Origin of the sequence: Kribbella sp. NBC_00889, from assembly GCF_045207705.1 — a bacterium.
In the GTDB taxonomy this organism is placed as follows: domain Bacteria; phylum Actinomycetota; class Actinomycetes; order Propionibacteriales; family Kribbellaceae; genus Kribbella.
The window spans coordinates 1,869,643-1,890,634 of the sequence record NZ_CP108783.1; the positions used below are offsets into that span (position 1 = coordinate 1,869,643).

At 69.2% G+C, this 20,992-nt stretch carries 20 protein-coding genes; 10 read left to right on the top strand and 10 right to left on the bottom strand.

Going from position 1 to position 20,992, the window contains the following annotated elements; genetic code table 11:
• Window positions 1–19: 19 nt before the first annotated feature.
• Both OG817_RS09185 and OG817_RS09190 read right to left on the bottom strand, forming a co-directional pair.
• Window positions 20–2,044, bottom strand: coding sequence for a glycoside hydrolase family 36 protein (locus OG817_RS09185; RefSeq protein WP_406053267.1), 2,025 nt, complete (start codon window positions 2,042–2,044; stop codon window positions 20–22).
• The gene (locus tag OG817_RS09190) at window positions 2,041–2,934 is read right to left on the bottom strand and encodes a DMT family transporter (RefSeq protein ID WP_406053268.1); all 894 of its coding nucleotides are present in this window, start codon (window positions 2,932–2,934) and stop codon (window positions 2,041–2,043) included. Before OG817_RS09190 ends, OG817_RS09185 begins: the two co-directional genes overlap by 4 nt.
• Window positions 2,935–2,974: 40 nt before the next feature.
• Between OG817_RS09190 and OG817_RS09195 the strand changes: the two genes are divergently transcribed.
• The 4 genes from OG817_RS09195 to OG817_RS09210 all read left to right on the top strand — a co-directional run bounded on the left by OG817_RS09195 (window position 2,975) and on the right by OG817_RS09210 (window position 7,877).
• Window positions 2,975–3,505, top strand: a complete 531-nt coding sequence (locus OG817_RS09195; RefSeq protein ID WP_406053269.1) for a MarR family winged helix-turn-helix transcriptional regulator — start codon at window positions 2,975–2,977, stop codon at window positions 3,503–3,505.
• A 111-nt stretch (window positions 3,506–3,616) separates the two neighbouring features.
• On the top strand, window positions 3,617–5,533 hold the full coding sequence (locus tag OG817_RS09200; RefSeq protein ID WP_406053270.1) for a glycosyltransferase family 4 protein: 1,917 nt from the start codon (window positions 3,617–3,619) through the stop codon (window positions 5,531–5,533).
• A gap of 5 nt (window positions 5,534–5,538) precedes the next feature.
• Complete coding sequence (locus OG817_RS09205; protein WP_406053271.1) at window positions 5,539–6,336, top strand: alpha/beta fold hydrolase; 798 nt, start codon at window positions 5,539–5,541, stop codon at window positions 6,334–6,336.
• Between the two features lie 83 nt (window positions 6,337–6,419).
• Window positions 6,420–7,877 (top strand): glycosyltransferase family 87 protein, encoded by a 1,458-nt coding sequence (locus tag OG817_RS09210; protein WP_406057409.1) that lies wholly within the window; start codon window positions 6,420–6,422, stop codon window positions 7,875–7,877.
• Here the strand turns inward: OG817_RS09210 and OG817_RS09215 are convergent.
• The 5 genes from OG817_RS09215 to OG817_RS09235 form a co-directional block, all read right to left on the bottom strand.
• Window positions 7,874–8,803 (bottom strand): threonine/serine dehydratase, encoded by a 930-nt coding sequence (locus tag OG817_RS09215; RefSeq protein WP_406053272.1) that lies wholly within the window; start codon window positions 8,801–8,803, stop codon window positions 7,874–7,876. The genes OG817_RS09210 and OG817_RS09215 overlap by 4 nt on opposite strands.
• A 27-nt stretch (window positions 8,804–8,830) precedes the next feature.
• Window positions 8,831–9,679 carry a RimK family alpha-L-glutamate ligase gene (locus OG817_RS09220; protein WP_406053273.1) on the bottom strand — a complete coding sequence of 283 codons (849 nt, stop codon included), beginning with the start codon at window positions 9,677–9,679 and terminating at the stop codon, window positions 8,831–8,833.
• A 5-nt stretch (window positions 9,680–9,684) separates the two neighbouring features.
• Window positions 9,685–10,818 carry a glycosyltransferase 87 family protein gene (locus tag OG817_RS09225; RefSeq protein ID WP_406053274.1) on the bottom strand — a complete coding sequence of 378 codons (1,134 nt, stop codon included), beginning with the start codon at window positions 10,816–10,818 and terminating at the stop codon, window positions 9,685–9,687.
• Between the two features lie 251 nt (window positions 10,819–11,069).
• On the bottom strand, window positions 11,070–12,326 hold the full coding sequence (locus OG817_RS09230; RefSeq protein WP_406053275.1) for a DUF2064 domain-containing protein: 1,257 nt from the start codon (window positions 12,324–12,326) through the stop codon (window positions 11,070–11,072).
• A complete protein-coding gene (locus tag OG817_RS09235) occupies window positions 12,323–12,973 on the bottom strand; it encodes a glycosyltransferase family 2 protein (protein ID WP_406053276.1) in 651 nt (216 codons plus the stop codon). Before OG817_RS09235 ends, OG817_RS09230 begins: the two co-directional genes overlap by 4 nt.
• A gap of 122 nt (window positions 12,974–13,095) precedes the next feature.
• Between OG817_RS09235 and OG817_RS09240 the strand changes: the two genes are divergently transcribed.
• Together OG817_RS09240 and OG817_RS09245 are read left to right on the top strand one after the other, a co-directional pair.
• The gene (locus tag OG817_RS09240) at window positions 13,096–13,794 is read left to right on the top strand and encodes a response regulator transcription factor (RefSeq protein WP_396393141.1); all 699 of its coding nucleotides are present in this window, start codon (window positions 13,096–13,098) and stop codon (window positions 13,792–13,794) included.
• Window positions 13,791–14,942, top strand: coding sequence for a sensor histidine kinase (locus OG817_RS09245; RefSeq protein WP_406053277.1), 1,152 nt, complete (start codon window positions 13,791–13,793; stop codon window positions 14,940–14,942). The genes OG817_RS09240 and OG817_RS09245 overlap by 4 nt, the downstream gene beginning before the upstream one ends.
• A gap of 5 nt (window positions 14,943–14,947) precedes the next feature.
• Here OG817_RS09245 and OG817_RS09250 read toward each other — a convergent pair whose 3' ends face one another.
• Both OG817_RS09250 and OG817_RS09255 read right to left on the bottom strand, forming a co-directional pair.
• Complete coding sequence (locus tag OG817_RS09250; protein WP_406053278.1) at window positions 14,948–15,994, bottom strand: NAD-dependent epimerase/dehydratase family protein; 1,047 nt, start codon at window positions 15,992–15,994, stop codon at window positions 14,948–14,950.
• Entirely contained in the window at window positions 15,991–16,773 is a 783-nt protein-coding gene (locus OG817_RS09255) for an S-methyl-5'-thioadenosine phosphorylase (RefSeq protein ID WP_396393144.1), read from the bottom strand. Before OG817_RS09255 ends, OG817_RS09250 begins: the two co-directional genes overlap by 4 nt.
• 85 nt (window positions 16,774–16,858) lie before the next feature.
• On the opposite strand from OG817_RS09255, the gene OG817_RS09260 reads away from it, so the two are divergent.
• From OG817_RS09260 to OG817_RS09275, 4 genes are all read left to right on the top strand, one after another.
• Window positions 16,859–17,344 carry a hypothetical protein gene (locus tag OG817_RS09260; RefSeq protein WP_406053279.1) on the top strand — a complete coding sequence of 162 codons (486 nt, stop codon included), beginning with the start codon at window positions 16,859–16,861 and terminating at the stop codon, window positions 17,342–17,344.
• Window positions 17,341–18,303 (top strand): RNA polymerase subunit sigma-70, encoded by a 963-nt coding sequence (locus OG817_RS09265; protein WP_406053280.1) that lies wholly within the window; start codon window positions 17,341–17,343, stop codon window positions 18,301–18,303. Before OG817_RS09260 ends, OG817_RS09265 begins: the two co-directional genes overlap by 4 nt.
• A 321-nt stretch (window positions 18,304–18,624) precedes the next feature.
• Complete coding sequence (locus OG817_RS09270; RefSeq protein ID WP_406053281.1) at window positions 18,625–19,062, top strand: hypothetical protein; 438 nt, start codon at window positions 18,625–18,627, stop codon at window positions 19,060–19,062.
• A complete protein-coding gene (locus tag OG817_RS09275) occupies window positions 19,037–19,192 on the top strand; it encodes a hypothetical protein (protein ID WP_406053282.1) in 156 nt (51 codons plus the stop codon). The genes OG817_RS09270 and OG817_RS09275 overlap by 26 nt, the downstream gene beginning before the upstream one ends.
• Before the next feature lie 107 nt (window positions 19,193–19,299).
• On the opposite strand, the gene OG817_RS09280 is transcribed toward OG817_RS09275, so the two are convergent.
• Window positions 19,300–20,955, bottom strand: a complete 1,656-nt coding sequence (locus tag OG817_RS09280) for a bifunctional 3'-5' exonuclease/DNA polymerase (RefSeq protein ID WP_406053283.1) — start codon at window positions 20,953–20,955, stop codon at window positions 19,300–19,302.
• Window positions 20,956–20,992: the final 37 nt, after the last annotated feature.

Here is a 20,992-nt window from a genome sequence, read left to right on the forward strand (position 1 = left end):
ATTTCCACGTCGTGAAACGTCAGGCGGCGCTCACTCGGATGATGCGGGCGGATGGCTCGGGAACGGCGGTCGTGACGGTGAGGGAGTCTCCTGACCAGCTGTAGGTCCAGCCGTCGAGGTCTGTCGGGAAGACCGGCGTGACGGTGCCGTGCGGGAGAGAGAAGGTGACCTCGGACGGACCGGGGGACCGGTGCCAGAGACTCAGATAGGTGGTGGACGAGTCGCTGAGGCCGAGGGCGATCCACTCGTCATCCCAATCAGGAAGGCCCAGCGGCCAGCGGGGGAGCAGGTTCGGCAGGTCCTCGAGTACGCCGCGGTGCGCGCTGACCGCGGATCGGACCAGCTCCCGCTCGGACTCGGTCATCTGGTTGAGGTGACCGGACAGATACAGCCGTCCGAGGATGCCGTTGGCCAAGGCGAGGGTGAACTCCTCGCGCGTGGTCCCGGTGATCGGATACGCCCAGTGGCCGGCCTGTTCGGGGAGTACGGCGGCCGGCGCGGCGGCCGCGATCGGAACGTACAGCAAGGGATGTTGCTGGTCCGACGTCGACTGCAGGTGGAGCCGCGACAGCATGGCGTAGTCCATCCGCATCGCGCCGGACGCGCAGTTCTCGATCAGCAGGTCAGGGTGCCGAGCTTGGATGCCGTCGAGCCAGCTGAGCAGTGCGCGGTTGTGTTCGAGCAGTCCGTGGCCGAGCGACGTACCGCCCTTGTCGGTGCCTGGGCCGGTCATCGTGTTGTTGTCGAACTTGAAGAAGCCGATGCCGAAGTCGCTGACCAACCGGTCGACGGTGTCGTCGAGGTGCTGGCGCGCCACCGGGCTGCGCAGGTCGAGGAGGTAGCGACCGTGTTCGGCGACGCGGACGCCAGCCCGGGTGAGGAACGCGTCGTCGGGCAGGCTGCCGGCGATCGGGGAGTCGACACCGATCACCTCCGGCTCCAGCCACAGACCGGGCACCATGCCACGCTCGTGGATCCGGTCGATCACCTCGCCGAGTCCCTTCGGGAAGCGGGTGGTCGACGGCTGCCACGCACCGACGGTGCTCCACCAGTCGCCCTCGGCGTACCAGCCGGCGTCGATGCAGAAGTAGTCCGCACCCGCCTCGGCCGCGGCGTCGATGAGCGGCAGTAGTTTCTCCGTCGTCGGGTCGCCCATCAACGTGTTCATGTAGTCGTTGAAGATCACCGGCATCCGGTCATCGACCGGCCGCCGCATCCGCAGCGCACGCCGCAGCCGGGTGAGAGCGCCGACAGCGCTGTCTGAGTCGGTTCCGACGACGAGCGAGACAGGCACGGTGGTGAACGGCGCGTCCGCGGTCAGCCGCACGGTCCACTGGTGTTCCTGATCGGTCGGCCCGCTGAGCAGCAGGTAACCGCCATGGCGGTTCTCCCCGAGTTCGTAGTGCCAGGGTCCGTTGTGCTCGATCTGCCAACCCAGGGCGTACTCGCGGTCGACCAGAACGCCGACCGGCAACGACTCACCACTCGACCACGAGCCGGTACTCGTCACCGCGTGCCGGCCCTTCGCGACCGGGTAGTGCGGATCGCGGACGATCTTCGGGACCCGGCCCGATCGGAGTGGTTGGACCGACCATCGGTTCTCGGCCATCCAGTCGTTGGCGGCCGAGTGCAGCTCCGCGTCGACCGACTCCAGACCGACGACCAGCGATGACAGGAAGGTCAGTTCGAGCTCACCCGGTCCGGTCAGCGACGCCTCGGACCACGCCCGTACGCCGGCGCGCGCCTCGAACACACTGGTGATCCGCAGACCGGTACCGGCGTCTTCCTGGACGATGCGCAACGTGGATCCGTCGTCGTCATGGCCGACGTACCGCAGCCGCTGGCCGAGGATCGTGTCGACGTGCCGGTTCGTCCCCGGGGATCGTCCGTACCCGAGCGCCGAGACCTCCACCAACGCCTGCCCAGGCACCGGGGACTCGTGGGCCGGTGCCTCAATGGCTTGGACGGCGATCAGCCGGACCGGACCGTCGTCGAGCGTGAAGGTCAGGGTCAGCTCGGGCGTGCTCCAGCGCAGGAGGTTCATCGATAAACCTTAGAAGGTTCCTCCGTCCGCACTTCAACCCGCGATCCGCGTCGTGGACGACTCAGCGTGATCCCCGCCAGAACCAGCGCCAGCCCCGCCACCTGGCGCAGCGTCAGCGCCTCACCCGACAACGTCAGCCCGAGCAGTACGCCCGTCACCGGATTGAGCAGCCCGATCAGCCCGACCGTCGCGGCACTCAGATGGCGCAAGCCGGTGAACCACGCCGTGAACGCAACGGCTGTCGCGATCAGCCCGACGTACGCGAACCCGCCGACCGCCGCGAGGTCCAGCGCAGGCGGAGCGCCCTCGAAGACGACGGCGAACGGAATCAGCACCAGACCGCCCGCGATGAGTTGCCACGAGGTCGTCGCCAGCGGCCCGTCGGCGCGTCCCCATTTCTTGGCCAGCACGTACCCGCAGGACGACATCGTCATCGCTGCCAGCGAGGCGACAACACCCCGTACGTCGACCGCCGTCGTACCCGCGCCGAGCATCAGGCAGACGCCCGTAAGGCCGGCCGCGGCGCCGACGAGCACCGGTAGCGTTGGTCGCTCGGAGAGCAGGGCCCAGGCGAAGAGCGTCATCGCGAGCGGCGACGCGGACATGATCGTGGACGCAAGGCTGACCGGCAGCAGTTGTGACGCGAGGTAGATCAGCGCGAAGAACGCTCCCATGTTGCAGACGCCGAGCAGCAGCGACCGCCACCACCAGATGCCGCGGGGGAGGCGGCGTGCCAGGCAGAGCAGCAGCAATCCGGCGGGCAGAGCGCGGAACACCGCGCCGTACAAGGGGGATCCGGCCGGCAGGTACTCATGGGTGACGAAGTAGTTCGTGCCCCACGCCACGGGCGCGATCGCGGTGATCAGCACCCATCGGAAAGTAGTTTCCACGGAAGACACTATATCTTCCCAGGAAGATATAGTCTGCGGTGTGACCGAAGACCACCCTGAAGACCACGTGGCCAGGATCCAGGCGGAGTGGCGGGCAGCCCGGCCGGATCTCGATGTCGCGCCGCAGGGCGTGATCGGCCGGCTGCACCGGATCGCGAATCATCTGACCGGCGAGCTGACACTGCTCTATGCGAAGTACGGCCTGACCGAGGGAGAGTTCGATGTCCTCGCGGCGCTGCGGCGTGCGGGAACGCCGTACGAGCGGGCGCCGGGAGAGATAGCGCTCCACACGATGGTGACGACGGGCGCAGTCACGAAGCGGGTCGATCGCCTGGAGGAGGCCGGTCTGGTCCATCGCCGACGCAGCGATGCCGATGGCCGCGGTCGCGTCGTACGGCTGACTCCTGCGGGCCGGAGGCTGATCGACAAGGCGTTCGCCGCCCACATGACCAACGAGCGGCGGCTGCTCGGCTCTCTCAGTCCGGCGCAGGCGGATCAGCTGGAAGAACTGCTCACGACGTGGCTCGCGGACCTCGAGCCGCCGGAGGATAGTCGGGCCGTCACGGAATGACAGCAAGCCCCTGGGCCTCCGGTACGATCCCTAGGCTGTCCGTGAAACCGTGCAACGCTCCTGTGCGTTCGGCACGTTTCCACAGTGCCGAAGTCTCATGAAGGAGAGTACGTGGCCGGCCCCCATGTCGTCATGATCGTCGCGAACGACATCGCCAACGACACCCGAGTCCTGAAGGAAGCCGTCGCTCTCGGGCAGGCCGGGCGGCGGGTGACGCTGCTGGGTGTCTCGGCGTCCGGTGAGCTGAAGATCGACACGATCGACGCCGGCGTGGTGATGATCCGGCTGCCCGGGAAGTTCCTGCTGCGTGACGACCGGAACCGGCGCCGCCGGGTTCGCCGCGCTCGCCGCCTGCTCATGGTCAGCAAGCCGGCGCCGGTCCGGAAGGCGCTCGTGACGGCCCGGTTGGCCGACCTGAAGGCGGAGTCTGGCCGCGCCGTCGCCCAGCGCAAGGCCGGGGCGGTCGGTCCGCTGGCCTTCAAGGCCGGGACGGTCCGCCGGGCGCTCCAGCGCCGGCAGCTGTCGTTCTCCGGGAAGGGCGCCGGCCTGCTGAACCGCGCGGCCCAGCTCGAGGCCCGCAAGGCGACCCGGTTCTGGCGGCGGTGGGACCTCTGGATGACCCAGCAGAGGCGGCCGATCAACTGGCGCAAGGTGATCCCGGAGGCCGACGACTACGAGACGATCTTCGCCTCCGTGCTGGACCGGCTGATGCCCGACGTACTGCACGCCCACGACATGCACGTCATCGGTGTGGCCTCTCGTGCCGCCGGGCGGGCCGCGCTGCGTGGCCGGACCGTGAAGGTCGTGTACGACGCTCACGAGTACGTCCCCGGCCTGTCGACGTACCCGCCGCGTACGCCGCGGTTGGTGGCGGCGTGGGCGCAGCACGAGCGTGACTACATCCGCACCGTCGACCGCGTTGTCACTGTGAGTCCGGCGATCGCGCGGACGCTGCACACGCGGTACAAGCTGGACCGCGAGCCGAGCGTGGTGATCAACAGCCCGCAGCTGGTCGAGCTGGATCACGATGCACCTGACATCCGGAGCGCGATCGGGCTGGCCGACGACGTACCGCTGATCGTCTACAGCGGTGGCATCACCCGTGCGCGCGGCGTCGAGACCGCGATCTCGTCGCTGCCTCAGCTGCCGGGCGTGCACCTGGCCGTGGTCTGCGTGCCGACGACCGAGATGAAGCCGGTCGACGAACTGCGTGCGCTCGCGGCGAAGGTCGGCGTGGTGGACCGGGTGCACTACCTGAACCCGGTCGCGCCGAACGATGTGACCAGCTTCCTGCGCACCGCGGACCTCGGGCTGATCCCGATCCTGCGCTACCCGTCGCACGAGATGGCCCTGCCGAACAAGGTCTTCGAGTACACCTTCGCGGGGCTGCCGGTCGTCACCAGCAACATGCCGACGCTGGAAGAGTTCGTCGGCAAGACCGGGATCGGCGAGGTGTTCGAGGCGGAGAACCCGACCGACCTCGCTGCCAAGGTGTCGAAGGTCCTGGCCGACCCCAAGCCGTACCGCGAGCGTGCCGCCTCCCCGGAGCTGCGGCACGAGATGTCATGGGAGGCGCAGGCCGACAACCTCCGCGCGCTGTACGACGAACTCCTCGGGCCGGTGGACGGCGTCGAGACGGTCAAGCCGCGGCTGGTCATCGGACCGGTGGATGCCGACGGCGCGCCGAGCGCCTGGGTGCGGGAGATCGACGAGGCCGAGGTGGTCGGGCGCCGGCTGACTCCGGCCGACCTCGACGGCATCACGCACGTCGTGATGGAGGACTGGAAGTCCGTGCTCGGCAGCTCCGACATCACCACGGACCTCCCGCTGCTCGCGGCGGCGCGCATCAAGCACGGCGTAGTCGTCTACAGCCGGCCCGATCGGCCGGCGACGCGGGAGCGCGTGAAGGCCTACAACGGCACGGTCTTCGTCACCGACGAGGCGATGCTCGACTCCGTCCCCGACAGTGAGTGGCTGCCGACGGGCGAGCAGGGCACCGAGATCCTGCGAAAGTTCATCGCCGACTGACGCCGATGGACTTTCTGACGGGGGTCGGTGGACGTCGGCTGGACTACGTACGGCGCGGGCGTGGCGAGCCGTTGCTGCTGATCCAGGGGATGGCGGGCCAACACGCCATGTGGGGCGACGAACTGCTCAGCCGCTTGGAAGACCGGTTCGACATCGTCGCGTACGACCATCGCGGCGTCGGACGCGGCGACCGGGCGGACGAGCCGTTCACCGTCGCCGACCTGGCTGACGATGCGGCCGCCGTGATCGCGTCGGCGGGCTGGACATCCGCGCACGTCTTCGGTATCTCACTCGGCGGGATGGTCGCCCAGGAGCTCGTACTTCGCCATCCGGACACGGTCCGGTCGGTCGCGTTGGGCTGCACCTGGGCAGGGGGAGCGAGCGGGGTCATCGCCGAGACCTCGCGGGACATGGTGGACGCGATCGCCAGCCGGGACGTGGAGCGCGGGCTGAGGATCAGCTTCGAGGCGAACCTGTCTCCGCGATACGCCGCGGCGGTGCCGGACGCGCAGGAGATCTACCGCCGGCGAGCGCTCGCTGTGAAGGTCCCCGTGCCGGTCGTGCTGATGCAGTGGCAGGCCGCCAAGGCCCACGACACCACGCAGCGGCTCGGTGCGATCGCCGTACCGGTCCTGATCCTGCACGGCACAGCGGACGCCGAGATCCCGGTGGAGAACGCCCAACGGCTGTCCGGCCTGATCCCTGCGGCGAAGGTTGAATTGTTCGACGACGCGGGTCATCTGTTCTGGTGGGAAGATCCGGACCGGACCGCAACGCTGCTGGTGACCCACACCACGGCCTGACGGCGCGCGGGGGACCGGGTGCGGTCCCGGATGGTCGTGGGTGGGTAACCTTCCCTGGTCGTTTGGGTGAGCGATAGGAGATGATGCCCACCGTGACCGGACCACGTAGCCAGGACCCGCAGGACCGGCTGACCCCGTCGGAGGCCGACCCTGCCGTTGCGGGTCTGACCGTGGGGCTCGGTGGGCCGTCGGGGCGGTTCGCCCGGCTCAGCTCGTCCTGGTGGACGCCGCTGCGGATCGCGCTCGCGGTGTGCACGGTCACCTTCGCGCTCGGCGTACTGCAGAAGGCTCCCTGCATGGAGGCCGGCTGGGACCGGCAGAGCTGGCGGCCGTTCAAGGCGCTGTGCTACTCCGACATCGGCTTCCTGTACCAGGAGCGCGGGTTCGCCGAAGGCAATCGCCCGTTCCTCGACACGGGCAACTACCCGGTCCTCGAGTACCCGGTGCTCACCGGCGGCTTCATGGAGGTCGCGGCGCGGATCACCTGGGTGATCACCGGTGACCCGAAGAACGACCACACGGCCGAGCAGAAGCGCGCCACCGCGGGCGTGTTCTTCGTCGTGAACACCGTGATGCTGTTCCTCTGCGCCCTGATCCTGGTCGGGCTGACCGTCGCCACCGCGCGTGGCGTCGAGTCGCGCCCCGGTGCGGCCCGCGGCCAGCCGATGAACGCCCTGTACGTCGCCGCCGCGCCGGTGCTGGCGCTGACGTCGACGATCAACTGGGACCTGTTCGCGGTCGTGCTCACGGCCGGGGCGATGTTCGCCTGGTCGCGCGGCAAACCGATCTGGTTCGGCGTGCTGCTCGGGCTGGGGACGGCGGCGAAGTTCTACCCGTTCCTGCTGCTCGGGCCGCTGCTGATCGTGTGTATCCGCGGCCGCAAGATGTGGCCGTGGTTCCAGGCGGTGATCGCGACGGGCGTGTCCTGGGCACTGGTGAACGCGCCGATCTACCTGCTTGCCAAGAACGAGTGGATGTCGTTCTGGACGTTCAACGATCAGCGCGAGAGCGACTACGGATCGATCTGGTATGTGCTGAAGCTGGCCAAGCACGAGGTCGCCGACGTCAACCAGCTGAACATCGTGATCTTCGCCGGGTTGTGCCTGTCGATCGCGATCCTCGGCCTGATGGCGCCACGGCCGCCCCGCTTCGCACAGCTCGCGTTCCTTGTCGTGGCGGCGTTCCTGTTGGTCAACAAGGTCTACTCACCGCAGTATGTGCTCTGGCTGCTGCCGCTGGTCGCGCTGGCGCGGCCGCGGTTGCGGGACTGGCTGATCTGGCAGGCGTGCGAGTGCTTCTACTGGATGCTGGTGTGGATGCATCTGGCCCAGTTCCTGGCGCCGGGCAATCCCGACGTACCGGACCGGATCTACTGGTTCGCCGTGATCCTGCGGATGGCTGGGACGCTGTGGCTGATGCTCATGGTGGCGCGCGACATCCTGCTGCCGGACAACGATCCGGTCCGGCAAGGTGATCTGGTCGACGATCCCAGCGACGGCGTCAAGTCCGACGCCGCACCACGTCAGCTGGCCACCGCTTAGAGCATCAGCTTCGATACATCGAGGTTGCCGCCGCTGATCACGCTGGCGGTGACGCCGGCCGGTTGGATGCTGCCCTCGATCATTGCGGCGAACGGTGCCGCGGCCGCAGGCTCCAGTGCGAGCTTGGTCCGCGACATGACGAGCCGCGTCGCCTCGAGCAGCGCGTCCTCGCTGACGCGGACGACCTCGTCGACGTACTGCTGGATCAGCGGGAAGTTGCGCGTGCCGCAGACCGGCGCCGCGAGGCCGTCGGCGATCGAGCGTGCGGTGGGGAGCTTCTGAGGTTCGCCGGCCGCGAGGCTGCGGCTGACCACGTCCGCCTGCTCGGGCTCGATGCCGATCACGCGGATCTCCGGCTTGACCAGCTTGACCGCCAGCGCGACACCCGAGATCAGGCCGCCGCCTCCCACGGGGACCAGGACCGTATCGAGGTCCGGGCGGTCCTCGAGGAGCTCGAGGCCGAGGCTTCCATGGCCGGTGATCACGTCCTCGTCGTCGAACGGGTGGACGCCGGTGAGCTTCCGCTCGTCCCGGATCCGCTCGTACTGACCCATCAGGTCACCCTCGACGAGCTCGACCGTGGCACCGTACCCACGGGCCGCGTCGATCTTGGCCTGTACGGCGGTGGTCGCCATCACCACGGTGGCCGGTACGCCGGCGTCCCGGGCGGCCCAGGCGAGCGCGCCGGCCGCGTTACCGGCCGAGACCGTGATGACGCCGCGCTCGCGCTCCTCGGGGCTCAGCCGCAGCAGCTTGGTGAGCAGTCCGCGGACCTTGAAGCTGCCCGTCTTCTGGAACAGTTCGGCCTTCAGCACCAGATCTGCGCCGAAGCGCTCGTTCAGCGCGGTCGAGGTGACCATCGGCGTGCGGTGAATGCGGCCCCGCAACTGCTGCGCGGCCAGGCGGATGTCGTCGAGCGTCGGCATGGTCCCGACCTTATCCGCCTCGGATTTCTACAAGCGGGCGGCGACGGTGGTGGCGAGTTTGTGGGTTGCTTCGGGGGACTGGGGGAGGTACAGGTAGGGCTCGATCAGCTCGAGCTCCATCAGGAGGAAGCGGCCGTTGACGACGACGCCGTCGACGCGGGCGTAGGCGGGGCGGGGACCGGCCGTGGCGAGTGCTCTCTGTGCGTTCTCGAGGATGTCCGGCGACGGCTCGGTGACCGTCGCGTGGCCGCCGTACTCTTCCTGGACCCGGTAGTCGCCGGCCGCCGGGCGCTTCACGACGGCGTGAGTGAACTCGCCGTCGATGAACATCAGCGACCACTCGCCGTCGGTCTGGATCTCGGGCAGGAACGGCTGGACCAGGTACACGATGTCGGGGAGTTCGTCGATCGCCTGGGCGAGTTCAGGCGAGCCGGCCACGCCGCGGACGGTGAGGCGGGCGGTCGCGCTCACGGTCGGCTTGATCACGATCTCCTGGCCGTCGAGCCCGGCGACGACCTCGCGCAGGCACGCGCCGGCCGCGATCTGCGACGGCACGATCGCGACGCCGCGCTCGCGCAGTTCCAGCAGGTAGCGCTTGTCGCCGTTCCAGCGGACCAGACCACTGTCGTTGAAGACCGGTACGCCGCCCTTGTCGACGAGCGCGAGCCATTCGGTGAACTCGTCGTACCGCAGGTGGTAGTCCCACACCGAGCGGAGCAGGACCCCGTCGTAGGCGGACCAGTCGACCGACGGGTCGGTCCAGACCTCGGCGACCGGGTCGAGGCCGGCGGCACGGAGGGCGTCGACGAGCGGGAGGTCGTGCGCGTGCAGCTCAGCGTGGTCCGCCGAGGTTGCGAGGGCGATGCGTTTCGTCACGCCGATCAGTGTTGGTTGGTGGTCGCGATCACGTCAAACCGCTTTGGTGTAACGGACCTGTGACGCAGCGTGAGTCCGGTGAGGACGACTACAGCCGCGGTGAGGTGGATCAGGCCCTGCCGGGTCTCGTGCCCGAAGCTCGCGTAGGCCAGGTACGACGCCAGCGGTACGGCGAGCCATTCGGGGCGGTGGGCGAGGGCCGCGAGGGCGATCAGGGGGAGGCCGTACCACGGGTACGTAGGGGTGGCGACGAGCAGCGCGGCGCCGTACAGCCAGCAGCAGGTGATCGCGATCGGTTCGTGGCGGGCCCGCTGGAAGGCCAGGGCGGCGAGGCCGATCGCGACGGCGGCCGCGACGAGTTGCCGGGCCTCAGGAGGCAGCAGGAGCGCGAGAATCGCGGATCGGGAGCTGCCGTCGGAGAACCCTTCCTGGGTGAGGTAGCCGGGCAGGAATCCGAGGACCAAGGTGCCTGCGGCAATCAGGTGCGGGAGGTAGGAGGCGAGGAAGGTGCTGATGGCAACGAGGCCGGAGCGTCGGCGGAAGGCGGGGAGGAGGAGCAGCGGCAGGAGTTTGACGCTTGCGGCCGCGCCGAGGATCAAGCCGGCGAGTTTCGGGCGGCGGGCGGCGGTCATCACAGCTGCCGTGATCAGGAGTGCGGCGAGGACGTCGAGGTGCGCGGCGTTGCCGGCTTCGAGGGCGACGATCGGTGACCAACCCCACAACGCGGCCCAGCGAGGATCGCTTACCGCGAGTAGCCAGGTGAGCGCGATCGCGAGCAACGCGGCAGCGATCTGCAGGCCGAGGGTGCCCGCGGACCACGGGGTGAGGAAGGCGACCACGGTGAAGTACGCCTGCGCGACGGGCGGGTAGATGGTCGGCACCCGAGGGCGGTTGATCCTCGTTCTGGGGTCGTCGGTGGATAGGGCGGCGAGTGCCGCCGGATCCTTCGGGAGGCGCGGGGGACCGGTCACTCCCGATCTCTCTGTGCGTGACAGCCCTGGAAACAGCACCGGATCCCTCAGTTGCGCCAACGCGTCATCCAACGGCACATGCGAGTACGGCGAACTCCCCGACAACTGCACCCGCCCGTCCCACACGTACCGGTAGGCATCCGTGCTGGTGATCGGTGCATGCACCACGCCCGGAACCTGACAAACCCCAGCAACCACCACAACCGCGACCACGCCCAGCCGCCCCCCAAACCGCCACACCACCCCCGCAACCACCAAGCTCCCCACCACCAACACCAAGTTCGGCCACCACTGCTTCGCAGCCGCCACAACCACACCGCTGGCAACCCCCACCGCCACGCCTCCAGCAATCACCCCACTGCTTCTCGAGACCGTTCCACCAACGCCCGGTGCCATCCGCGACCTCACCCGTTCAGGCATCAGGCGGTGGGGCGGAGGGTCAGGAAGGCACGGTGGCCGGCGCGCCAGTCTTCGGTGGGGTGGAGGTGGACGGCGTGCGCGTGCCGGAGCAGGGCACGAGTCCCTACCCTTGCCCACGGCAACGGAGTCGACCGCCGCCCGGTGGAGCTCCGCAGGACGATCGGCGCCGTCTCGTCCAGATCGTCGTCGGGATCGACCTCGACCAGGACCAGCCCGTCGGGTCGGACCAGTTCGGCACAGCGCCGCAGCAGATCGGCCGGGTCCCCGCCGATGCCGATGTTGCCGTCCATCAACAGCACGCTGCCCCAGCGCCCCTCACCCGGAAGCCGGTCCTGGACGGGTCGCCGGAGCGCAGCCGCGCCACGCGAGGTGGTGAGCGACACCGCCCGCGGCGAGATATCGACCCCAAGAGCGGGGATGCCGCGTTCCGCCAGCGCTGTCACAATCCGGCCAGGCCCGCACCCGACGTCCAGGACCGGCCCCTCGCACCGGCTCAACGCCAGCCGATCCACCTCGTCAGCAGGAGACCTCCACCGATCCAGCTCCGACAACGACGGCACAGTCCGCCCGTCGATGCCAGTGGCGACCACTCTCGTCGTACCGACCAACGCCTGCTCGAACAGCAGCCCTGGATGCGCCGCGTGCTGCAACCGCTGGTACAACCGCGACACCCGCAACGACGGATACGCCGCCGCGATCACTGACGCGTCCCGAGGCGTGTCCATGTCTCGCAACGTCGGCAGCAACAACACCCGCAGCCCGAGATCCTGCAGCCGCCGCAGCTGATCCCGCCCAGTGTGATCCGTCGACATCGGTACGCCGATCAGCGCGCGAGCATCCGGCTCGCGCAACCCGAGACACCAGTAGCCGCCGTCCTCGGTCAGCCCGAGCATCGCGTCGTACCCGGACCATGGGACGCTCAGCAGGCCGGCCGTGAGTTGCGGCGTGTCCATCCCGACAAGCAGCATCGGCGTACCGTCGAAGGCGTCCTCGAAGGCCGCGGCCAACCGCTCGTCCAGCCCGTCGCCGCGCTGCCCGATCACCTCGAACCCGTCCGGGAGCCACGGCCCCGGATCGCCGTCGAGCGCAAGGACGCGGCGGGACGCGCGCGCCGACCGGACAGTGTTCAGCGTGTCCACCAGCGACGCCCGCGCCAGCGCGGCGGCTTCGTGCGCGGTGAACTCGGTCTGCAGCCGCGTCTTGACCCGGCCCGCCACCGGCTCCTTCGCGATGACGATCAGAGTCCTGCAGTTCATCTGGCCAGCACCTTCGACATGTCGAGCACGGCCCGGGCAGCACCGAGCGGCGTACCGGTGACCTTGGAGCGTCCGGATCGAGGCAGGTAGTCCACGTCGACCTCGCCGATCCGCCAGCCGGCTTCGGCGGCGCGGACCACGGTCTCCAGCGGATAACCCGATCGCCGGTCGCGGAGGTCCAGGTCCAGCAACGCCGACCGGCGCGCGGCCCGCATCGGTCCGAGATCGTGCAACGCAACGCCGGTACGGCGTCGGATCCGACGGGACAGCTCGGCGTTGGCCAGCCGCAGATGCCACGGCCAGGAACGCCGCGAGAGCGGCCTACGGCGTCCCACCATCAGATCGGCCGTGCCCGCAAGGACAGGCGCCGTCACCCGGCCCAGCTGCCGCGGATCGAGTGATGCGTCCGCGTCCATGAACGCCACCACCTCGGCCTCGGCCGCTTCCAGACCGGCATGACACGCAGCGCCGTACCCGCGGATCTCGCACCGGACCACCGACGCGCCGAAGCGCGTGGCGATCTCTGGCGACCCGTCGGTGGAACCGTTGTCGACGACAACGGCCCGGACGCCCACGGGCAGCCGTTCGAGCACCCAGGGCAGCGCGGCCGCCTCGTTCAGGCACGGCAGGATGAGATCGACTGACACTCTTCGACCGTAGGGACAATCGCCTGCCGCGGGGTGCCGGACCTGACTACGGCTCGCTTACGGCCGCTGTCACCCAGGGAGCCCGCGGCCCGGCCCCTGCCCGGAAGAACTAGGCTCTGATCGTGGCTACTCGTGTACTCGTGGTCGATGACGACCCGACCGTGTCCAATGTCGTCTCGGCGTACCTGACCAAGGCCGGGTACGACGCCCGGATGGTGGCCGACGGTGCCGCGGCTGTCGAGGTCTGGCAGCAGTGGAAGCCGTCGGTCGTTGTCCTGGACGTGATGCTGCCCGGACTGTCCGGGCTGGAGGTGCTGCGCCGGATGCGCGCGGCGGACGACGGGGCCGCGGTGATCATGCTGTCCGCCCGGGGCGAGGAGGAGGACCGCCTGGTCGGACTCGAGGTCGGCGCGGACGACTACGTGGTCAAGCCGTTCAGCCCGCGCGAGCTCACGCTGCGGGTGCAGGCGATGCTGCGCCGCGAGGAACGCCTGGCCGGCCTCGATCTGACCCCGACGAAGCTGAGCTCAGGACCCGTGACGATCGATACCGCTGCCCGGCTGGCGTCTCTGGACGGCAACGAGCTGTCGCTGACGCATCGCGAGTTCGACCTGCTGGCGTTCCTGGTGTCGCACGCCGGCAAGGCGTTCACGAAGGCCGAACTGCTCCGGCGCGTGTGGGGCTGGGACTTCGGCGACTCCTCGACGGTCACGGTCCACGTACGCCGGCTGCGGGAGAAGATCGAGGCGGATCCGTCCGATCCGCGGCTGGTGGTGACCGTGCCGCGGACGGGCTATCGGTTCGTCGGGGATACCGAATGAATCGAGACATGGTCACGATCCTCGCGCTCACCACGCTGTGGACGCTGGTGGTCGCGGCGATCGGCGGCGCGATCCTGTGGCAGTTCCGGCGCCGCTCACTGCGCATCACGATGATCGTGGTGGCGCTTGCGCCGATGGCGGCCGCGCTCGCGGCGGTGCTGCAGAGCGTGCGGGCGATGTTCATCTCCGAGCACGACTCGTGGGTGGTGCTGTGGACGCTGGCATTCGCGGCCCTGCTCGGGCTGGGGATGTCGGTGCTCCTCGGCCAATGGATCAGCACCGGATCGCGCGAGGTCGGTCGGCGGCTGCGCCACCTGGGTACGTCGTACGAGCCGTCGGAGGTGGTCGGCGGCGCGGTCCCGGCGGAGTTGGCGGCGCTGACAGAAGAGCTGGAGATGACGCGACGCAAGCTCGCCGCGTCCCACGAACGCGAGCGTGCACTCGAGTCCAGCCGGCGGGAGCTGGTCGCGTTCATGTCGCACGATCTTCGTACGCCGCTCGCCGGTTTGCGGGCCGTCTCGGAGGGACTCGAGGACGGCGTGGTCGACGACGTACCGGGAGCGCTGCGGCAGATGCGGTCGACGGTCGATCGGATGACCGGGCTCGTGGACGACCTGTTCGAGCTGTCGCGGTTGTCCGCGGCGCCGGTGCCGCGGCGGCGGTCCGCGGTCAGTCTGCGCGAGCTGGCCGAGGATGTGGTGGGGGAGAACGGTGAGCACGCGCGAGCGTCCGGGGTGCGGCTGGCGGTCTCGACGCCGGGTGGTGACGATCGGCTCGCCGTTCAAGGGGATCCTGATGAGCTGACCCGCGCTGTGACGAACCTCGTCGGCAACGCGATCCGTCACACAGAACCCGGCGGCACGGTCATGCTGACGGTGGACCGCGAGCCCGACGGCCGCGTACGTCTCGCCGTGACGGATGCGTGTGGCGGTATTCCAGCCGATGACCTGGAGCGAGTCTTCGACGTCGGTTGGCGCGGCGACGAACAACGCACCCCCGCCAACGCAACCAACTCGAGCGGCGGCGGCCTGGGCCTCGCCATCGCCCGCGGCGTCGTCGAATCCCACGACGGCACCATCGGCGTAGCCAACGTCGCGGGCGGCTGCGCCTTCCAGATAGACCTTCCCCCGGTCTCCGCCAGCAACTGAAGCCCTCAACCCCGACGTCCTCCGGTTGCTCCAGGGGATCCGAGGAGGTCCTCGAGGCCGGTGGCCAGGTCGTAGGTCGGTTTCCAGCCGAGGTTGTGGCGGAGGCGGTCTGAGGAGGCGGTGATGTGGCGGACGTCCCCGAGGCGGTAGTGGCCGGTGGTGACTGGGGCCGGGCCGTTGTAGGCGCGGGCGAGTTCGGCGGCTACGTCGCCGATCGTGTGGATGGTGCCGCTGCCGACGTTGTAGGCGGTGAATGGCCCGGAGAGCGCTCCTGCGGCGGCGCTGACGGCGGTGGCGATGTCGTGGACGTGGATGAAGTCACGGCGTTGCCGGCCGTCCTCGAAGACCGTGGGTGCCTCGCCCCGCTCCAGCGCGGACCGGAAGATCGCCGCGACCCCGGCGTACGGCGTGTTCCGCGGCATGCCGGGGCCGTAGACGTTGTGAAACCGGAGAGCGCTCACTCGGCCGTCTGTCTCGCGCGCCCACGAGGCTGCTAGGTGTTCCCCGTTGAGCTTGCTGGCCGCATACGCGTTCCGCGGATCGAGTACGGCGTCCTCCTCGACGAGACCGGGCCGGAGTTGGGCGCCGCACCGCGGGCAGGGCGGCTCGAACCGCCCGGCGTCGAGATCCTCGGTCCGGCGCGGACCGGGTGCGACCTGGCCGTGTACGTCGCAGTCGTAGCGGCCCTCGCCGTACACGACCATCGAGCTCGCGTAGACCAGCCGCCGGATCTTCGCGCGTGCGAGTCCGCGGAGGAGGACCGCCGTACCGAGGCTGTTGCTGGAGACGTAGTCGTCCAGGTCGTCGAGGTCGACACCAAGACCGACCTTCGCCGCCAAGTGGACGACGGTGTCGATGCCGTGAAGCGCTCCGCGGACGATGTCGGCGTCGCGGACGTCGCCCACGATCAGCCCGGGTCGCGGCGCGGGCTTGTGTGCGTGGACGTCGGGGCGGAAGGAATCGAGAACGACGACCTCGTGGCCCTCGGCAACGAGCTGGGTCTGGACGTGCCGGCCGATGAAGCCCGCGCCGCCGGTCAGCAGAATCCTCACCAGAGGTCCTCCGCCGCCGTACCGTCGAGCACATGCCGGCAGCTGCAGTCCGCATCCGGCTTCGGCAGCTGACCGATGACGTCGGTGACGAGACCCCTGAGTCGCCCGATGCTGTGCTCGAATGCCTGGAGGACCTCGGCCTGCGTGACGCCGGTGCCGGTCTCCACACCCGCATCGTGGTCGGTGACGACCGCGATCGAGGTGTAGCAGAGCGCGAGTTCCCGTGCGATGGACGCCTCGGGTACGCCGGTCATTCCGACGACCGACCACCCTTGTGCGGCGTGCCACCGAGACTCCGCACGCGTGGAGAACCGCGGCCCGTTGATCACCACCATCGTGCCGTCCGGTACGACGTTGCCGGTAGCAATCACCGTGGCCCGGCCGACCGGGCAGTACGGGTCAGCGGCCGACGTGTGGACCACCGGCGTCTCGTCGTACACCGTGTGCGCGCGTCCCCAGGTGCGGTCGACGTACTGATCTGGGACGACGAAGGTCCCGGGCGTGAGCTCGGGTTTCAGCGAGCCGACCGCGCACGGCCCGAGGACCTGGCGGACGCCGAGCGACCGCAGCGCCCACAGGTTGGCGCGATAGTTGACGCGATGCGGCGGGAAGCGGTGGTCCGCGCCGTGCCGGGGGATGAACGCCACCTCGCGACCGTCGAGGTCACCCACGACCGGCGGCTCGCTGGGCGCGCCGAACGGGGTGTCGACCTCGACAGGTTTCGCGTCGGTCAGGAACGAGTAGAAGCCGGAACCGCCGATCACACCGATATCAGCCATGGTCCTGACGCTAGTGGCGGCCGGAGCGGTGATTACCGGATTCGCCTCGACCGTCAGCGCTCCGTAAGGGTGATCGAATAGGTTCGTGAAGGTGTCCTGGGCGCTGCTCGCGATCTGCGTGGTACTGCTGCTCTTCGGCGCGTACGCGAGCTGGACGGCCGGGCGGCTGGATCGCCTGCACCACCGGGTCGATCTCGCCCGGGCGTCACTGGAGACGGAGCTCGCCCGGCGTTCCGGGCTGGTCGGTGAGCTGGGCGGCAGTGGGATCCTCGACCCCGCGTCGTCCCTGTTGCTGCTCGACGCGGCGCATCGCGCCCGGACCGCGTCGCCGGAGGAGCGCGAGCAGCGGGAGTCGGCACTGACCCGCGCGATCCATGCCACCGGCACCGATGTGGAGCCGTGGACCGCTGAGCTGAACCTGGCGATGCGGCGGGTCCAGTTGGCACGCCGCTTCCACAACGACATCGTGGTGTCGACGCGTGATCTGCGCCGGCGGCGGCTGGTGAGCTGGTTCCGGCTGGCCGGGCACGCGCCGATGCCGAGCACGATCGAGCTGGAGGACGGCAGGTGAGCATCGACTTCGACGTCGAGAAGTACCGGCATGAGCTGCGGGTGCACTGCTACCGGATGCTCGGCTCGTACGACGAGGCCGAGGACATGGTCCAGGAGACGTTCCTGCGGGCGTGGCGCCGGCGCGACGACTTCGAGGGTCGCTCCTCGCTGCGCGCCTGGCTCTACCGGATCGCGACCAACGCTTGCATCGACGACGTACGGCGTCCGCAGCGGGTCCTCCCGCATCAGCTCGAACCGGCGTCGTTCCCAGCTACCGCATTGCCGCCTCGCGAGGATCTGCCGTGGCTGCAGCCGTTCCCCGACGTACTGCTCGATCGCGCCGAGGAGCCGGACGCCCAGGTGGTACGCCGGGAGACGATCGAGCTGGCGTTCTTGGTGGCGATCCAGCAGCTGCCACCGCGGCAACGCGCCGTACTCATCTTCCGCGACGTCCTCGGCTGGCCCTCTCGGGATACCGCCGACGCGACCGACCTGACCGTCGCGGCCGTCAACTCAGCCCTCCAACGCGCCCGCCCGGTCCTCCGCGACCACCTGCCCCCACACCGCTCCGAGTGGTCCGCCACCCCTTCATCCGCCGACGAACAAGCCCTCCTCCGCAAGTACGTCGCCGCCTGGGAAGCCGGCGATCCCGACGCCCTGGTCGCGCTGATGCACGAGGACGTCCGCATCACCATGCCGCCGTACCCCTTCTGGTTCGAGGGCCTGGCCGCCGCCCGCCGCTCCCTCGCCCCCAACCTCGACCCGGCCTACCGCGGCCACTGGCGCTTCCTCCCCACCACCGTCAACCGCCAACCCACCCTCGCCGCCTACCTGAAGCCCCGAGGCGCCCCTACCTACACCCCCTTCGGCCTGGACATCTTCCGCGTAGAGCAAGGCCTGGTCGCCGAAATAACCGCCTACGAAACCACCAACTTCAGCCTGTACGGCCTGCCAGATCACCTCGCTGCCGACAGCTAAGGTGCACCGCAGGCACGGGCTCTGAGGAGGGTCGATGGCGGAGGACGGCGGCCCGCGCGAGGGCGATTGCTTTGGAGGTTCCGCTCGTGCGCCGGCTGTACCGATGGACGGGTAGTGGTCCACCGGCCGGACTAGTCGGTCGCGCTGCGCTGTCGGCCAGACCCTGGTCGTGGGCGAGTACTACTCGTTCTTCGGTACGTTGCAGTCTGCGCGCGCCTGGAACTCGGGTGAATCTGCTGATCGTGCCTGTGGTCGGAGGAGATACGTGTGGCTGTTGGTAGGCCGGGGGAGTGGGCGACGTGGGTTGATGTTGAGGCGCGCATGGGTTGGTTGACGACGGCGCCGTACCTGCTCGAGACCGGTGATCTGGATGCGACTCTGCGGAGATTGGGGGAGCTCGGGTTCTGGGTCGTGCGGGCGGAGGCGCCTGAGGGTGGCGACTTGGAGGAGGGCCTGCTGGTTGAGTTGAGCGCGCGGCTGGGGTTCTCGCCGCTCGGTGCGGGGAGTTGGGCTGCCTTCAATGATCGGTTGTGGGACCTTCTGACGGCACGCGAGGAGCCGCCGGTCGCGGTGGTGATCGACGGGGCCGACCGGTTGCTGCGGTGGAGTCTGCATGCGTTCGTGCGGTCCGTCCACAACCTGCTGTCCCTGACCGAAGGAGTTGGGTTGTCGGACAAGCATGCGCAGCGTCAGGTCGAGTACTTCTTCGTTGGTGAATGGGGTGGTGATGCGGATGGACGTGGTGATCAGCGTTCCTGAGTACGACGTACAGCGCGGTCTGCATGTCGAGTGGGAGGACGGATTCGAGATCGGCGTGGACGTTGACGAGCCGAGGTTCGGGTGGTGGCGAATCGGGCCGGACTGGTCTCGTTGGCACGGCAGTTGCTGACCCTGGCGCAAGAGGATGCGCCGAGCGGAGCGCACCTGCACTTGACGGCTGGTCAGGAGATTGAGTCGGCCGTGGGCCTGATTCTCGAGCGCCGTGACGGCTGAGCTCTACTTGGCGTCGGCGTAGGTTTTGACGGTTGCGGTGGTGAAGGCGAAGTTCGTGGGGGTGGGGCCGAAGGTGAGGGTGCCGGCCAGGTTGCTGGCGGCTTGGATGGCTTCGGCGACGGTGGGGGCCTCTTCGGTGGGGCAGTGGACGATGACCTCGTCGTGCTGGAAGAAGACGAGTTCGGCTTTGAGGTCCGCCAAGGATTGGCGGAGGGCGGCGAGCATCAGGAGGGCCCAGTCGGCGGCGGATCCCTGAACGACGAAGTTGCGGGTGAAGCGGCCGCGGGCTCGTGCGTGGCGGGCGTCGGTCTGGGGCTCGTCGGCGGGAGGACCTTCGAGCATCGCGTCGTCGAGCGGGGCGCCGGCCGGTGGGCAGGTGCGGCCGAGCCAGGTGCGGACGAGGCGGCCCTCCTCGCCGGCGCGCGCGGCGTCGTCGACGTACGCGACTGCCAGCGGGAAGCGTCTGCGCAGCATGGCCAGGTTCTTCAGGCCGTCGCCGGACGTCTGGCCGTAGATCGCGCCGAGTACGGCGAGCTTCGCCTTCCCGCGGTCACCGGAGAACGCCTGGTCCGAGACGGCCTTGTACAGATCACCGGGATCGCTCGAGACCTCCATCAGCGCCGGGTCGCGGGAGATCGCGGCCAGGATGCGCGGCTCGAGCTGGGATGCGTCCGCGACCACGAGGCTCCAGCCGGGGTCGGCGACGACCGCGCGACGGATCACCTTGGGGATCTGCAGACCACCACCGCCATTGGTGATCCAGCGCCCGGAGACTGTCCCGCCAGGCACGAACCCGGGCCGGAAGCGACCGTCGTGCACCCAGTCCTGCAGCCACGACCACCCGTTCGCCGTGTAGATCCGATAGAGCTTCTTGTACTCGACCAGCGGCACCACCGCCGGATGGTCGATCGTCTCCAGCTCCCATCGGCGCGTCGACTTCAGCTCGTACCCGGCCTGTTTGAACGCCTTCAGCACATCCGCCGGCAGATCCGGCCGCACCCGGCGCCCGAACGCCGCCGACACCTCGTCCGCGAGTTCGGTCAGCCGCCGCGGCTCACCCGTCCCGCCGAACCGATCCCCGAGCAGCTCGGCCAGCACTGCCCGGTGAACGTCCGAGCTCCATGGCAACCCCGCCCGGTCCATCTCCGCGGCCACCAGCATCCCCGACGATTCCGATGCCGTGAGCAACCGCATCCGGTCCGGGTACTCCGCCTCCCCATGCCGCCGGAGCTGATCGGCGTACACCCGGAGGAGCGCCTCGAAGGCAACCGGCTCCTCCTGGATCTCGAACAAGGACGACTGCTCACCTGGTACGACGGCTCGCAGCGGCGGATCCGGTGGGACCGGCCCACCACTCAGCCGCCCCCAAGCCGCGGCCGCGGAACGGGGCTCGCCCAACCGGCCCGCGTGCCCCAGCAACAACCCTTCGCTGTTCTCGATGTCGTAGCAGCGCTCCACCCGTACGCCGCCGGCCAGCAACCGTGGATAAATCTCGGCCGAAGATCGCCACACCCACCGAGACACCTGCGGACGCGAACCGACCGCGCCGGCCAGCGAAGGCTCGTGCAGCACCGGACCAGCAGGCTGCCCGTCCGGATGCAAGGCGACGAGCACAGCCCCGCCACCCTCCTCCGGCGCAATCGCCCACCGCTCGTCCATACCCGAATCCTCACACCCCGCACCGACAATCCTCGCC